The sequence below is a fragment of the bacterium genome (assembly GCA_035529855.1).
GTDB lineage: Bacteria > RBG-13-66-14 > B26-G2 > WVWN01 > WVWN01 > WVWN01.
This window is the reverse complement of record DATKVX010000061.1, coordinates 1-13,894: the sequence shown is the minus strand read 5'-3', so window position 1 is coordinate 13,894 and position 13,894 is coordinate 1. Positions and strand designations below refer to the sequence as shown.

At 63.4% G+C, this 13,894-nt stretch carries 13 protein-coding genes; 7 read left to right on the top strand and 6 right to left on the bottom strand.

The window, feature by feature from the left end:
* From VMX79_06665 to VMX79_06640, 6 genes are all read right to left on the bottom strand, one after another.
* On the bottom strand, positions 1 to 1,174 hold a 1,174-nt coding region (locus VMX79_06665; protein ID HUV86777.1), incomplete at its 3' end, for a radical SAM protein.
* A gap of 34 nt (positions 1,175 to 1,208) precedes the next feature.
* Positions 1,209 to 1,763, bottom strand: coding sequence for a hypothetical protein (locus VMX79_06660; GenBank protein ID HUV86776.1), 555 nt, complete (start codon positions 1,761 to 1,763; stop codon positions 1,209 to 1,211).
* Between the two features lie 134 nt (positions 1,764 to 1,897).
* Entirely contained in the window at positions 1,898 to 2,944 is a 1,047-nt protein-coding gene (add, locus tag VMX79_06655; protein HUV86775.1) for an adenosine deaminase, read from the bottom strand.
* Between the two features lie 83 nt (positions 2,945 to 3,027).
* Complete coding sequence (locus tag VMX79_06650; GenBank protein ID HUV86774.1) at positions 3,028 to 3,879, bottom strand: hypothetical protein; 852 nt, start codon at positions 3,877 to 3,879, stop codon at positions 3,028 to 3,030.
* Between the two features lie 128 nt (positions 3,880 to 4,007).
* Positions 4,008 to 5,306, bottom strand: a complete 1,299-nt coding sequence (locus tag VMX79_06645) for an acetyl-CoA hydrolase/transferase C-terminal domain-containing protein (protein ID HUV86773.1) — start codon at positions 5,304 to 5,306, stop codon at positions 4,008 to 4,010.
* A gap of 34 nt (positions 5,307 to 5,340) precedes the next feature.
* Positions 5,341 to 6,459 (bottom strand): alanine dehydrogenase, encoded by a 1,119-nt coding sequence (locus tag VMX79_06640; GenBank protein ID HUV86772.1) that lies wholly within the window; start codon positions 6,457 to 6,459, stop codon positions 5,341 to 5,343.
* A 354-nt stretch (positions 6,460 to 6,813) separates the two neighbouring features.
* Between VMX79_06640 and VMX79_06635 the strand changes: the two genes are divergently transcribed.
* The 7 genes from VMX79_06635 to VMX79_06605 all read left to right on the top strand — a co-directional run.
* On the top strand, positions 6,814 to 7,278 hold the full coding sequence (locus VMX79_06635) for a 4Fe-4S dicluster domain-containing protein (GenBank protein HUV86771.1): 465 nt from the start codon (positions 6,814 to 6,816) through the stop codon (positions 7,276 to 7,278).
* A gap of 10 nt (positions 7,279 to 7,288) precedes the next feature.
* Positions 7,289 to 8,173 carry a CoB--CoM heterodisulfide reductase iron-sulfur subunit B family protein gene (locus tag VMX79_06630; protein HUV86770.1) on the top strand — a complete coding sequence of 295 codons (885 nt, stop codon included), beginning with the start codon at positions 7,289 to 7,291 and terminating at the stop codon, positions 8,171 to 8,173.
* Positions 8,174 to 8,524 (top strand): adhesin, encoded by a 351-nt coding sequence (locus VMX79_06625; protein HUV86769.1) that lies wholly within the window; start codon positions 8,174 to 8,176, stop codon positions 8,522 to 8,524.
* Positions 8,514 to 8,750, top strand: coding sequence for a DUF4926 domain-containing protein (locus VMX79_06620; GenBank protein ID HUV86768.1), 237 nt, complete (start codon positions 8,514 to 8,516; stop codon positions 8,748 to 8,750). The genes VMX79_06625 and VMX79_06620 overlap by 11 nt, the downstream gene beginning before the upstream one ends.
* 121 nt (positions 8,751 to 8,871) lie before the next feature.
* Positions 8,872 to 9,099 (top strand): DUF433 domain-containing protein, encoded by a 228-nt coding sequence (locus VMX79_06615; GenBank protein ID HUV86767.1) that lies wholly within the window; start codon positions 8,872 to 8,874, stop codon positions 9,097 to 9,099.
* 3 nt (positions 9,100 to 9,102) lie between these two features.
* Positions 9,103 to 9,465, top strand: coding sequence for a DUF5615 family PIN-like protein (locus tag VMX79_06610; protein ID HUV86766.1), 363 nt, complete (start codon positions 9,103 to 9,105; stop codon positions 9,463 to 9,465).
* The coding region (locus VMX79_06605) for an FAD-dependent oxidoreductase (GenBank protein ID HUV86765.1) at positions 9,465 to 13,894 on the top strand (4,430 nt) is incomplete at its 3' end. The genes VMX79_06610 and VMX79_06605, both read left to right, overlap by 1 nt.

Here is a 13,894-nt window from a genome sequence, read left to right as displayed (position 1 = left end):
TCGAAAATACGCGGTTGCCCTCGCCGACGTAGTAATCGTCGCTCTCGTCCACGAGGCGCGCCAGGCCGGAATACTTCTCGTACCGCAGCCGGTTGGGGCTTATCAAATCGATGCCTATCTCCCGGGCGAAGGGGACTACCTGGAGCATCTCCTCTTCGGTCTCGCCCATAAGGCCCACGATAAAATAGCCGTTGGTCAGCATCTTCGCCTCGCGCAGGACCGCGAACGCCTTCCGCACGTCCGCCGTCTTGAAGCCCTTGTCCAACTGCTTCAGGCTCTTGTCCTGGGCGGACTCCAGGCCGATCATCAGCAGGCGGAAGCCGGCGCGGTACATCTTCTCCAGAAGGGCGGGATGGTTCGCCACTGAGATCCGCGCGTTAGCGAGGAAGAACTTATCCAGCTTCGCCTCGATAATGAGGTCGCATATCTCGTCCACCCTCCCCACGTCGGCGAAGAAGTTGTCGTCGACGAACGCCACCACCCGGGCGTCTATCTCCCCCAGTTCCGCGAGCACCGACGCCGGCGAACGCGCCGACCAGTCGCGCTTTTGGCCCAGCGGGTTCATCTTGAACGAGCAGAACTTGCACTTGAACGGGCAGCCCTGCGAGCTCACGAGCGAGTCGAAGCTGTATCCCAGGCCGACCTTCTGGTAGCTGACCTTATATCGGTAGCGGCGTCTCCTCCGATTCGGATACAGCGTGTCCGAGACGGGGGCCAGCCGGCGGTTGGCGTTGTGGACGACGCGGCCGCCGTCGCGATAGGATAAACCATCGACGTTCGCCGGCGAGCCCGCCTGCACGAACTCCCGGAACGTCTCCTCGCCGTCGCCCCGCACGATGACGTCGACATTAGGACACCGCGCGAACAGCTCCTCCACGTTCTCGGTGGCGAACTTGCCGCCGACGACCGTCGTCGCGTCCGCCGGCAGCGAGCGGATGACCTCGCATACCGAGTCGTACTCGTAAGGCCAGTTCACGCTCACGCAGAACAGGTCCGCGCCCGCGCCCACGACCTTCTCGAACTCCTTCTCGTAGCGCAGGTCTATCACGCACGCGTCCTCGAGCAGGTCCTCTATCGCGGCGACGACGTACTCCAGCCCCAGCGGCGGGAAGAACTCGTACACCGGGACCTCGTAATAATAAGGGTATATGCCTACGACGTTCTTAAAGCGCATCGTCTTCCTCTCAAATACAACCGGGGCCGTACCGCTACGGGAGGACCTCCCCGTCCGCAAGGCGGATGCGGACCTCGCCGAACGCGTCGCCGCCCGTCGAGACCGCCAGGACTACCTCCCCCGCCTCCTCGTCAAGATAGTGCTTACCGCCCCACCACCGCGAGCTGATGGTGTGAGGGACCGCGGCCACCTCTTCGTCGGTCAAGAGGTCCTCCAGCGCGAAATTCTTTACGACGTCGCCTTCCGGGCCGTAGATGACGACGACGTTGGGGCCATAGCCGACCTTCCCCCAGTCGTCGGAGGTGACGACGTACTCGCCGGAATCCGCGACCAGCACCTGGTAGGGGGCGGTGGGGTTGAGGAGCTCGCGGGCCCATAGCTCCTGCGCGTCGCGCGCGGGGAAAGCCTGATACAGCGTGCCGCGGGCAGGGCTCGAGCCGTCGCCCGGGACGACGTGCAAAAAATATTCCTGGTTCGCGGAGTAGTAACTCTGCTCGGTGGGGGCCATCCATGAATCGGCCGCGGCGACGCCGGCCTGTAACGCCGCAAATGCGGCGATTATATTCAACGCCCTATATACGCGACACATCCCGAACCTCCTTCGGATAACGACCCCATAATTAACAGCGGCTCGAGCCGCGGTCAAGGCAATTTTTCGTTCGCGCTTTTAGGGGGAAATAAAAACCGGCCGGGAGGCCGGGCAAAGGCGGAGCGGCGCTACGCCTAGGCGTACTTCTTTAACAATCCCTCCCACTCCTCCTCGAATTTCGCCCGGAGGACGCTCTTTTCGGCCTCGGGTAAAAACGAGGCCTCGACGCCGTTCAGGCTCAACGTCTTTAAATCCTCCGGCGTGAAGGCCAGGTCCCGAAGCAGAACGAGATATTCGTCGCTGAGCGTGTTATGGAACATGGTGGGGTCGTCGGCGTTGACCGTCACTATAACGCCGCTTTCGAACAGCGACCTTATGGGGTGCGCCGCCGCCGAGGGGTAGACGCCGGTCTTCACGTTGCTCGTGACGCAGACCTCCAGCGGGATTCGGCGCTCTTTCAACAGCTCGAGCAGGGCCGGGTCCTCGCTCGCGCGGACGCCGTGGCCTATCCGCTCGACGTCCAGCTCGTCGATAACCGCCCGGACGGACTCCGGCCCCAGCGCCTCGCCCGCGTGAGCGGTGAGGCGAAAGCCGCGCTTCCCGGCCTCGGCGTAGAGCTCGGCGTAGGCCCGGGCCGGGGACTTCTGCTCGCTCCCGCCCAGGCCGACGCCGACGACGCCCCGGCCCAGGAACGGCGTCGCCTCCTCCAACCACCCCCACGCCGCCTCGACGGTGGCGCCCCACAGCAGGTCCAGGATCAGGCCGCAGCGGAGGCCGAAGTCCCGGCGGGCCCGCGCCGAGCCGGCGAGTACGGCCTCGGTGACGCCGGCCACCGTAAAGCCGCGGTCGCGGTAGTCGCCGGGGGAGTAGTGCATCTCGACGTACGGGACGTTCTGGGCGTGCAGGTCGGCCAGGACGTCGTACGTTATCCCGGCGAAGTCGTCCACCTCGGTGATGAACTTGTTCTTCCACACCCAGGTATCGAGAAAACCCTGAAAGTCCGGGTAGGCCAGGCGGCGGCGAAGGTCGTCGACTGTCCGGACGTCCGGCTCGGTCCCGGCGCGGCGGATGAACGCCAGCAGCGTCTCGAGCGGTATCGCCCCCTCCAGGTGGAGGTGGAGTTCCACCTTGGGGATTTTGCGCGCGAATTCCCGGAGTTCTTCTGCGGCGTTGGGGTTCATATTAGATTAAACGAAAACGCCGGCCGCGGGGCCGGCGCCCGATTGCTATCAACGTACATTTTTTAGCCTCCCCGAAACTACTATTATTTTGGCGAAAATTGTTTTTTGTAAACACCGAAATATTCTCTACTCCCGTGAAACCCAATCCAATCGCCTTTGGGGCTCCACGTAGGTTCCTGCGCCCACCATTTGCTTTCTCCCCGGGGCGTACCGACGAACTTCGTATCCCGGCCGGTAGCAGGGTCCATTAAATATATATCGTAGGCTTCGCCGACCTCTTTAACGAAAGCGAGCCGCTCTCCGAACGGGTGCCAAGCCGGGTCCATACCTTCCGTTACGAACTTCTTCTTTTTCTTGTCCTTAATATTTACCGCCCAAATTTCGAACCTTCGGCCCGGTAAACGCTTTGTGTAAAAAACGTTTTCGCTATCGGGGCTCCAGTCGGGGTCAGATACGTCGCCCGGCGACACTAGTTCTATCGTCTCTCCTCCCGCGGCAGGTACGATACAAATAATTTCGGCGTGCGTTACGAACTTAGTATAAGCTATGTACTTCCCGTCGGGCGACCACGCCGGGTCGCCGGCGTGCTGGTCCAAAAATAAGCTTGTCCGCCCGCCCAGGAACTCCACTTTATAAAGTTTTGTTTTATTCTCCGTCCATTCGTAACCCTCGTAAATAATCGTTTCGCCGTCCGGAGACCAATCCAAGTCGTAAACCTCCATCTTCGGCTCGGGTTTAATGTCCCCCTTATTTTTCCCGTAGGGGTCACAATAATATATATAAGGGCCAAAACCAACCGCAATAACGTTCTTGGAACTCCAAGACGGCTCGCCGCCTACGCCCAGCAAAACCGGAATGACGCCGTCGGCTTCGGGCTCTTCGTCACCACAACCCAAAAACAAAATTAAGCATAATGCGAAAAAGCCCCTTTTCACAGCGTCAATCCCTTTTGATAATTTTTAACACAAATAATTCTGGTTGTCAAGTATTTTTTAAATAAAATCAAATAAATCATATAAATAAATCTTATACGAGGTTTTATATAATATTATCTAGAGCTTTTTTACAATAAATTACGCTCAAAGGCCGCCCGCTCCAGCTCCTCGCGGAAGTCGGGGTGGGCGATTTTAATTAGCTCCCGGGCGCGCTGCTGAAGCGAGCGGCCGTGCAGCGACGCCACGCCGAACTCCGTCACGACGTAGTGCACGTCGGCGCGGTTGGTCACGACGCCGGCCCCCGGCTTGAGCTTGTCCACGACGCGCGAGACTTCGCCGCCCCTGGCGGTGGAGGGCAGCGCAATAATGGGTTTGCCGCCCTTGGAGTACGCCGCGCCGCGGATGAAGTCCACCTGGCCACCGAAGCCGGAGTAGATGCGGGTGCCGATGGAGTCCGCGCACACCTGGCCCGTGATGTCGACTTCGATGGCGGAATTCATCGCGACCTGCTTCTCGTTCTGGGCAATTACGAACGGGTCGTTGACGTAGTTCTGGGGGTGGAACTCGAATACCGGGTTGTTGTCGACGTACTCATTAAGGCGGCGGCTGCCCAGGACGAAGCCGGCGATGACCTTGCCGCGGTGCAGCGTCTTGCGCGCGTTGGTAACGATGCCGTTCTCGATGAGGTCAATTACGCCGTCGGAGAACATCTCGGTGTGGACGCCGAGGTCCTTGTGGCCGCCCAGCGACGCCAGCACCGCGTCGGGAATCTCGCCGATGCCCATCTGCATGGTGGAGCCGTCCTCGATGAGCTCCGCGACGTGCCGGCCTATCTTCATCGCCGTCTCGGACACTTGCCCCGCGCCGGGCATCTCCTTGAGCGGCTCGTCGACCTCGACGATGTGCGTCAGCTTGCGTACGTGGATGAACGAGTCGCCCAGCGCCCGCGGCACCCGGGGGTTTATCTGCGCTATAACGTAGCGGGCCTTCTCCGCGGCGGGCTTGGTTACGTCCACGCCGGCGCCGAAGGAGCAGAAGCCGTGTTCGTCCGGCGGCGAGAGGTTGCACAGGACGACGTCCACGTCGTAGAAACCATCGAGTATCAAGTTGCCTATTTCGTAAAGATAAATGGGTATATACTCGGCGCGGCCTTCGTTCACCGCCGCCCGGGCGTTGGGCCCGGTGAAATAGGCCATATGGCGGAAGTGGGGCGCCATCTCGGGGGCCATATACGGCGCCGGCCCGAAGGTCAGGAGGTGCCACACGCGCACGCCCTGAAGCTCCGGCGCCCGGGCCGTCATCGCCTCCACCAGCGTTATGGGCTCGGCGCAGCCGGGGTGGATGTGCACATTATCGCCCGATTTTATGACCTTGACCGCCTCGGCCGCGGTCGTGCGCTTATTCTTGTAATCTTCGAGCCAACTCATTACCATGGTCGTCGCTCCGCGAACCCCCGGGCCGTTAGTCGCCGATAATCCCTTCGATGGGCGTATACTCGAGGCTGAACAGGTCGCACAGGCGGGGATGGGTGCAGGCGCCTTCGAGGAAGTATATCCCTTTACGCAAACCCGGCTTCCGACGCGCGGCCTCCGCCACCCCCAACGCCGTCACTTCGGCCAAATATTCCTTGAGGTTGCTGTTGAACGCGTACGAGCAGGTGCGCGGCACCGCGGCGGCGATGTTGGGCACGCAGTAGTGGGTGACGCCGAACTTCTCGAACACCGGGTCGGCGTGGCTGGTGGGCCGGCTGGTCTCGACGCAGCCGCCCTGGTCGATGGCGATGTCCATCAGGACGGCGCCCGGCTTCATCGAACGGACCATCTCCTCGGTAACGAGCATGGGCGGCCTGTCGCCGTGGACGTAGGCCGCGGTAATGACGACGTCGGCGTACTCGCACGCCCGGCCTATATTGGGAGCTTCCGCCATATGGGTAATGACCGCCGGCACTACGGCCTCCGCCCGTCTTAAATTGGCGACCGAGCGGTCGAAGAGGTGGGTCTGAACGCCCAGCGCCGCGAAGGACTTCGCCGCCATCGTCCCCACGTTGCCGGCGCCCACGATGGCCACGGCCACCGGCGGGATGCCGGGGAGATTGGCGAGCGCGACGCCGCGCCCCCCCTCGTAGTGGGAGAGGTAGCGGCCGGCGATGCTGGGCGCCATATGGCCCACCAGCTCCGATATTATCTTCATCACCGGGAACTCGCCGCGGTCGTCCTCCAATATCTCGTAGCCGACGGCCACGACCTTCTTGTCCAACGTCGCCCGCACGGCCTCGTCCACCTGGGCGCCGAGTTGAATGGCGCTGAAGACGACGGCGCCCTCGTTCATCAGCGCGATTTCGTCGACGTTGGGCGGGTGCACCTTAGCGACGACTTCCGCTCGGCCGTAGACCTCCTGCGGCGAGAAGACGACCGTCGCGCCGGCCTTCTCGTACTCCTCGTCCGCGAAGCCGGCATCGGCGCCCGCCTCCGTCTCGACGAAGACGTGGTGGCCTGCGCACGTAAGCGCGTACGCGCCCATAGGCGTCACCGCTACGCGCGTCTCGGCCGACGTTTGTTCTTTGGGGATTCCGACGTCCATAGCGACTCCTCCCGGGCCTCTCGCGGCCTGCGTGCCGGGTATCTCCTACGCCCTTTATAATATTTAAAGCATAAACGGTCAACCTAAATTTCGGTCCCGCCGGCGAGGCGGGAAATTTAACGTTCGCGCAAAAAAGAGCGGACTTTGTGTAGGATTTCACTTGACACCCGGCGCCGTATATTTTAGATTTACCGAGCGTTCCGGCCCGGCCGGGGCGCAGGCCGACGCGACGGCCTAGAGTTCGCGCCTGCCCTTTCTACCGGCTCCTTGCCCGAGCGGACCGCCGCTCGCTTAGGCCCATACCCCGTAATGGGGCGTGGGCCTTTTTGTCCCGCCTGCCGAAAGTTGCTAACGATGACCATCAATAAAACAGACCCCGGCTTCAAGTACGACGTCGCCGCGGAGCCCGGCGGCGAGGCCATAAAGTACTGCTTCGCCTGCGGCACCTGCACCGCGGCCTGTCCCGTCCGCGCCATCGACGAGCGCTACAACCCCCGCAAGATAATCCGGATGATCCTCTTGGGGCTCCGCGAGCGCGTCCTCTCGAGCGACTTCATCTGGCTGTGCTCCACCTGCTACTCCTGCGAGGAGCGCTGCCCGCAGGGGGTATCCTTCGCCGAGATAATCACCGCGGTGAAAAATATCGCCGCCCGGGAGGGCAAGCTGCACCCGGCGTACGTGACCCAGCTCGACCTTCTCAAGCAGTTCGGCCGCCTCTACGAGTTGGAGGAGTTCGACAACAAGAAGCGCGCCAAGATGGGCCTGGCCGAGCTCAAGACCACCTGCGACGAAGTGGGCAAGCTGCTGGAAGAATCGTAACCTTTTATCTATGGAAAACAAGTACGCGCTATTCCTCGGCTGCACCATCCCGCTGCGAGGCCGCCAATACGAGAAGTCGGCCGTCGAGGTCGCACGGCTTTTCGGCGCCGAGCTCGAGCCTCAGCAGGATTTCGCCTGCTGCGGCTTCCCCATCAAATCCGCCACGCGCGAGGGGACGCTCTTGTTGGCCGCGCGCAACCTGGCCGTCGCCGAGGAGGCCGGCCTGGAGGTCCTCGCGCTCTGCTCGAGCTGCGCGTCGGTCCTGGCCGAGGTCGCGGAAGAACTGGCCGAGGACGACGGCCTCCGCTCGCGCGTCAACGAGAAGCTCGCGAAGGTTAACCGTAAGGTCGAGAAGCCGCCGCGGGTCCGCCACTTCGCGCGGTGGCTCTATGAGGAGGTCGGCCCGGAGGCCATTAAGGAGAAAGTGGTCGCGCCCCTCGGCGACTTCCGCTTCGCCGTCCACTACGGCTGCCACTACCTCAAGCCCTCCTGGGCCTTCCACGACGCCGAGGACCCGGAGGCGCCACATTCGATAGGCGACCTGTTACGGGCGACGGGCGCCGCGGTCGTCGACTACGCCGAATACAAGAAGTGCTGCGGCGGCGCGCTGTTGGGCATCGACGCGGAGCTGTCGCTCGCCATCGCCGGCGAGAAGCTGACGCGCGTCAAGGCCGCCGGCCCGGACGCCGTCGTCCTGGTGTGCCCGTTCTGCGCGGTGATGTACGACGACAACCAGAAAAAAATAGCGGCGCAGCTCGAGCAAAAGCTCGAGCTCCCGGTGCTGTTCCTGCCGCAGGTGCTGGGGCTGGCGCTGGGCCTCTCGAGCAAGGACGTCGGCCTGAAATTGGCGAAAAATAAATGTGAGAAGCTGCTCGCGGCGTTCGCGGGGGAATAGATGCCAATACCGGGTTTCGAAAACGCCGTTATCGAACCCGCTAAGTTACGCGACTACGTACTATCTGAAGAACATCCCATCGGTAGGTATAAGGCAGCGGTATTTAAAAAGCTGGGTTATACGAGGGAAAATTGGAGAGATTTGGACGAAGACATACGCCAACAAATACTAACGGGGCAATTCGAACAAGTCGAAACGACCCCGTTCGGAAAAAAATACGTCATCACAGGGATTTTATCGGGACCATCCGGGGACGCGGCGCCCGTAGTAACTGTCTGGATCGTGAAACGCGGCGAGGAAATACCGACGTTCGTTACCATATATCCGCTTAGGGGGTTATATGACATTTAAATTACTAGAGCCCGTAGTTCTGGTTAAAGATAAACCTGATTTCGGCCTCAAAACCGGAGACTTGGGGACCGTAGTCGAAATTTACGACGACCGCGCCGTGGAAGTCGAATTCGTAAAAACTTCCGGGGAAACTCTCGCCGTCGTGACGCTCTCAGCCGACGACGTTCGGGCGGGCGAACGCGACGACGTGCTGGCGGTAAGGTCGTCGAAAACAGCTACTACGTAATCCGACTACAGATGGCTAACGGTAAAAAATGTAACGACGTCGTGGGCGCCGCGATGGTGGTGGGCGGCGGCGTGGCCGACCCGGTGGCTTAGGAACGCTGTAAACGCGAGGAGGTATAAATATGGACGCCCTTGAGCGCATATCGGTGGACCCCAACGTATGCCACGGAAAGGCGTGCATCAAAGGGACGCGGATTATGGTTTCGGTTATTCTCGATAACCTCGCGGCCGGGTTGACGCCGGAAGATATAATAAAAAGTTATCCGACCATTACGAGAGAGGATATACAAGCGGCCGTGGCGTACGCCGCCGAACTCGCCAAAGAACGGTCCGTCCCGATAGGAAATTAGAATTTGACCCGGTTGAAATTAGACGAAAACCTGCCGGTGGAATTGGCGGAGTTATTTACGGCCGCGGGGCATCCCGCCGAAACGGTAATCGGGGAAGGGTTGGGTGGAAAGGCGGACGAAGAGGTATTTTCGCTTTGCCGGGCCGAGGGCTTAGTTTTAGTCACGTTGGACTTGTCGTTTGCCGATATAAGGGAACACCCGCCGGGCACTCACGCCGGGATAATAGTGCTCCGCTACGCAAAGCAAGATAAAAATTACGTTATGAATAACGTCCGAGGATTTATACCGCGTTTGGATAAAGAACCCCCCGCCGGCGAAATCTGGATCGTAGAGGAAGCTCGCATCCGCATCCGCGGCGAGGAATAATGGTTAACACCTCATCCAAAACCCCTTGTAACGTCATAGGCGCCGCGATGGTGGTGGGCGGCGGCGTCGCCGGCATCCAGGCCGCGCTCGACCTGGCCAACGCCGGCGTCAAGGTATACCTCGTCGAGAAGGGCGCCGCCATCGGCGGGACCATGGCCCAGCTCGACAAGACCTTCCCCACCAACGACTGCTCGATGTGCATCCTGGCGCCCAAGCTGGTCGAGGCCGGCCGCCACGAGAACGTCGAGATACTAACGCTGGCCGAACTCGAGAAGCTGGAGGGCGAGGCCGGCAACTTCACCGCCCACGTCCGCCGCCACCCCCGCTACGTCGACCTCGACGCCTGCACCGGCTGCACGGATTGCGCCGGCGTCTGCCCGGTCCAGTACCCGGACGAGTACGAGGTGGGCCTGGTCCAGCGGCGCGCCATTTACCGGCCGTACGCGCAGGCCATCCCCAACTGCTACGCCATCACGAAGCGCGGCAAGGCCCCTTGCCGGAACGCCTGCCCCATCGACCAGGCGGCGCAGGGCTACGTCGCCCTCATCGCCGAGGGCAAGTTCAAGGAAGCCCTCGCGCTGATAAGGAAGCAGAACCCGCTGCCGGGCGTCTGCGGCCGCGTCTGCCACCACCCCTGCGAGGAGGAGTGCCTCCGCGGCGAGGTGGACGCGGCGGTCTCCATCCGCGCGCTCAAGCGCTTCGCCGCCGACTGGGAGGCCGCCCACGAGCCGGATTACTCGTACGTCGATGACTACGAGATAGCGAAGAAGGGCGAGCGCGTCGCCGTCGTCGGCGCGGGGCCCGCGGGCCTCAACTGCGCCCACGACCTCGCCTTCGCCGGCTACGAGGTCCACGTCTTCGAGGCGCTGCCGTTCGCCGGCGGCATGCTGCGCGTCGGCATCCCGAGCTACCGCCTCCCCCGCGACGTGCTGGACCGCGACGTCGGCTTCCTCGCGAAACTCGGCGTCCAGTTCCACTACGACGCCGAGCTGGGCAAGGCCTTCACGCTGGACGATTTGCTCGAGGACGGCTACAAGGCCGCGTTCGTCGGCGTCGGCGCCCACGAGAGCCTGAAGCTCCGCTGCGCCGGCGAGGAGCTGGAAGGCGTCGTCGGCGCCGTCGAGTTCCTGCGCGAGTTCAACCAGGAAGGCAAAGTTTGGGTCGGGAAGAACGTCGCGGTCGTAGGCGGCGGCAACGCCGCCATAGACGCCGCGCGGACGACCCGCCGCCTCGGCGCCGACGTCACCATCTTCTACCGCCGGACGCGGAAGGAAATGCCCGCCGACGAACTCGAGGTCGAGGAGGCGCTGCGCGAGGGCGTGGGCCTCGAGCTGCTGACGGCGCCCGACGAAATCCTGGGCAAAGAAGGCCGCGTCGTCGGCATGCGCCTCCAGCGGATGGAGCTGGGCGAACCGGACGAGAGCGGCCGGCGCCGCCCGGTCCCCGTCGAGGGCGACACCTACGACGTCGAACTCGACATGGTTATCCCGGCCATCAGCCAGGCCCCGGTCGTGGAGCACCTCGACGCCGACGAGGCGATATGCCTCACCAAGTGGCGTACCGTCGAGGTCGACGAGAATACCGGCATGACGGGCCGCGCGGGCGTCTTCGCCGGCGGCGACGCCGTCACGGGCCCGGGCATGGTCACCGAGGCCATGGCGCAGGGGCGCCGCGCCGCCCGCGGCATAATCGACTACCTGAACGGCGGCGAGTATCCGGTCCTCGAGCCGTCGGCCCTCCCGGTGGTCGAATCCGACGACGTTCCCAAGGACGAGGCCGCGCCGACGCCTCGAGCCGAGATGGCCGAGGTCCCCCCCGCGAAACGCGCGGGCAACTTCGACGAGGTGGAGCTGGGCCTGACGGAGGAGCAGGCCGTCGCCGAGGCGAAGCGCTGCTTGAGCTGCGGCCTGTGCTCCGAGTGCCTGGAGTGCGTCGCCGCCTGCAAGCCCGAGGCCATCCGCCACTTCGACGTCGAGAGGGTAGAAGATGTCCCGGTCGGCGCGGTGGTCCTGGCGCCCGGCTTCGAGGAGTTCGACGCCGCGCTCAAGAGCGAGTACGGCTACGGCCGCCTCCCCGACGTCGTTACCTCCATCGAGTTCGAGCGGCTGCTCTCGGCCTCCGGGCCCTTCGGCGGCCACCTCCAGCGCCAAAGCGACGGCGCGGACCCGGTCAAGGTCGCGTGGCTGCAGTGCGTCGGCTCGCGGGACACCACCGTAGGCCGCGGCTACTGCTCGTCGGTGTGCTGCATGTACGCGACGAAGCAGGCCGTCATCGCCCGGGAGCACGACGCCGACGTCGAGCCCACGATCTTCTTCATGGACATGCGCTCCTTCGGCAAGGAGTTCGACCGCTATATCGACCGCGCCGAGAGCGAGTACGGCGTCCGCTTCGTCCGCTCGCGCGTCGACAGCGTCGAGCGCGAGAACGGCAAGCTCGTCTTGAAATATGAGGACGGGGCCGGCGCCTTCTCCCGCGAGGAGTTCGACCTGGTCGTCCTCTCGGTGGGCCTGACGGTCGACGCCGACACCAAGGCCATGCTCGAGCGGCTTGGCCTGGAGACGGACAAGTACGACTTCGTGGCCTCGCCGCCCTTCCGGCCTACGGATACGTCCCGAGCGGGCGTCTTCGCCGCCGGCGCCGTCGCCGGCCCCAAGGATATCCCGGAGTCGGTGACGCAGGCCTCGGCGGCCGCGGCGCAGGCCTCGGCTGTCGTAGCGCCGGCCCGTTGGACCGAGACGACGGAGGCCTCCTTCCCGGCCGAGCGGGACATCAGGGGCGAGCCGCCGCGCGTGGGCGTCTTCGTCTGCCACTGCGGCATCAACATCGGCGGCGTCGTGGACGTGCCGTCGGTGGTGGAGTACGCCGAGACGCTGCCCTGGGTCGCATACGCCGAGCGCAACCTCTTCACCTGCTCGGAGGATACGCAGAAGCTCATCGCCGAGAAGATCGACGAGCACGGCCTCAACCGCGTCGTCGTCGCCTCCTGCACACCGCGCACCCACGAGCCGCTCTTCCGCGCCACGCTGCGCGAGTCCGGCCTGAACCCCTACCTCTTCGAGATGGCCAACATCCGCGAGCAATGCTCGTGGGTCCACATGAAGCAACCGGCGGAGGCCACGGCCAAGGCCAAGGAGCTGGTGCGGATGGCCGTCGCCCGGGCGGTCAACCTCACGCCGCTGACCGACATCGAGTTGCCGGTAACGCAGACGGCTCTCGTCGTGGGCGGCGGCGCCGCCGGGATGACCGCGGCCCTCGGCCTCGCCGACCAGGGCTTCGAGACGTACCTGGTGGAGAAGGAACCCGAGCTCGGCGGCCACCTCCATCACATCAAGTACTTGCCGGGCGGCGTCGAGGTCGGGCCGTTCCTCGACGAGCTGACCGCGAAAGTCAAAGGCCACGGCGAGATAAAACTTTTCACCGGCGCCACCCTTAAGTCGGTATCGGGCTTCGTCGGCAGCTACGTCTCGGTCGTCGAGGATAAGCAGGGCGAACACGAGCTCGATCACGGCGTCGTAGTCGTCGCGACGGGCGCGCGGATGGCCGAGCACGACGAGTTCGGCTACGCCTCGAGCGAACGGGTCGTATCGCAGCGCGACCTGGAGGAGGCGCTGGCCGCGGGCAAGGTCCCGCACGACGCCTCGAGCGTCGTCATGGTCCAGTGCGTCGGCTCGCGCGACGACGAGCACCCCTACTGCTCGCGGATTTGCTGCATCGAGGCCGTCAAGAACGCCCTTAAATTAAAAGAGCTCAAGCCGGAAGCGAACGTATACATATTATATCGGGACATGAGGACGTACGGCGAGGCCGAGGACTTCTACCGCGAGGCCCGCGAGCGCGGGATCTTCTTCGCGCGCTTCGAGCCGGACAACAAACCGGCCGTCACGCCCGGCGCGAATAAAGTTAAAGTAAAGTGGTACGATATCATACTGGGCGAAGATGTCGAGATCGACGTCGAACTCGTCGCGCTGGCGCAGGGGACGTGGCCCGACGCCGCGGCCAACAAGGAGCTGGCCGAGATGCTCAAGGTCCCGCTGACGGCGGACGGCTTCTTCCTCGAGGCGCATATGAAGCTCAGGCCGGTCGACTTCGCGACGGAGGGCGTCTTCGTCTGCGGCCTGGCGCACAACCCCAAGACGATAGCGGAGTCGGTGGCTCAGGCGCAGGCCGCCGCCGCCCGGGCGGCGACGATTCTCGCCAAGCCGACGATAAAGGCGGAAGGGCGCGTCGCCGTCGTGAACGAGCGGCGCTGCATCGCCTGCGGGACGTGCGGGGGCGTGTGCCCCTACGGCGCTATCGAAGTAAATAAGGAGAAGATGTTGGCGGAGGTCAACGCCGGCCTGTGCAAAGGCTGCGGCTCGTGCGCCGCGGCCTGCTGGTCCGCCGCGGTGGACATCGCCGGCGTAACTAATGAACAGCTGCTCGACGCCAT

Bases quoted from the DNA above. Each gene is read 5' to 3' on its own strand.
- VMX79_06660 (HUV86776.1), bottom strand. From the start codon at position 1,763: ATGTGTCGCGTATATAGGGCGTTGAATATAATCGCCGCATTTGCGGCG.
- add (HUV86775.1), bottom strand. From the start codon at position 2,944: ATGAACCCCAACGCCGCAGAAGAACTCCGGGAATTCGCGCGCAAAATC.
- VMX79_06645 (HUV86773.1), bottom strand. From the start codon at position 5,306: ATGAGTTGGCTCGAAGATTACAAGAATAAGCGCACGACCGCGGCCGAG.
- VMX79_06640 (HUV86772.1), bottom strand. From the start codon at position 6,459: ATGGACGTCGGAATCCCCAAAGAACAAACGTCGGCCGAGACGCGCGTA.
- VMX79_06635 (HUV86771.1), top strand. From the start codon at position 6,814: ATGACCATCAATAAAACAGACCCCGGCTTCAAGTACGACGTCGCCGCG.
- VMX79_06630 (HUV86770.1), top strand. From the start codon at position 7,289: ATGGAAAACAAGTACGCGCTATTCCTCGGCTGCACCATCCCGCTGCGA.
- VMX79_06625 (HUV86769.1), top strand. From the start codon at position 8,174: ATGCCAATACCGGGTTTCGAAAACGCCGTTATCGAACCCGCTAAGTTA.
- VMX79_06620 (HUV86768.1), top strand. From the start codon at position 8,514: ATGACATTTAAATTACTAGAGCCCGTAGTTCTGGTTAAAGATAAACCT.
- VMX79_06615 (HUV86767.1), top strand. From the start codon at position 8,872: ATGGACGCCCTTGAGCGCATATCGGTGGACCCCAACGTATGCCACGGA.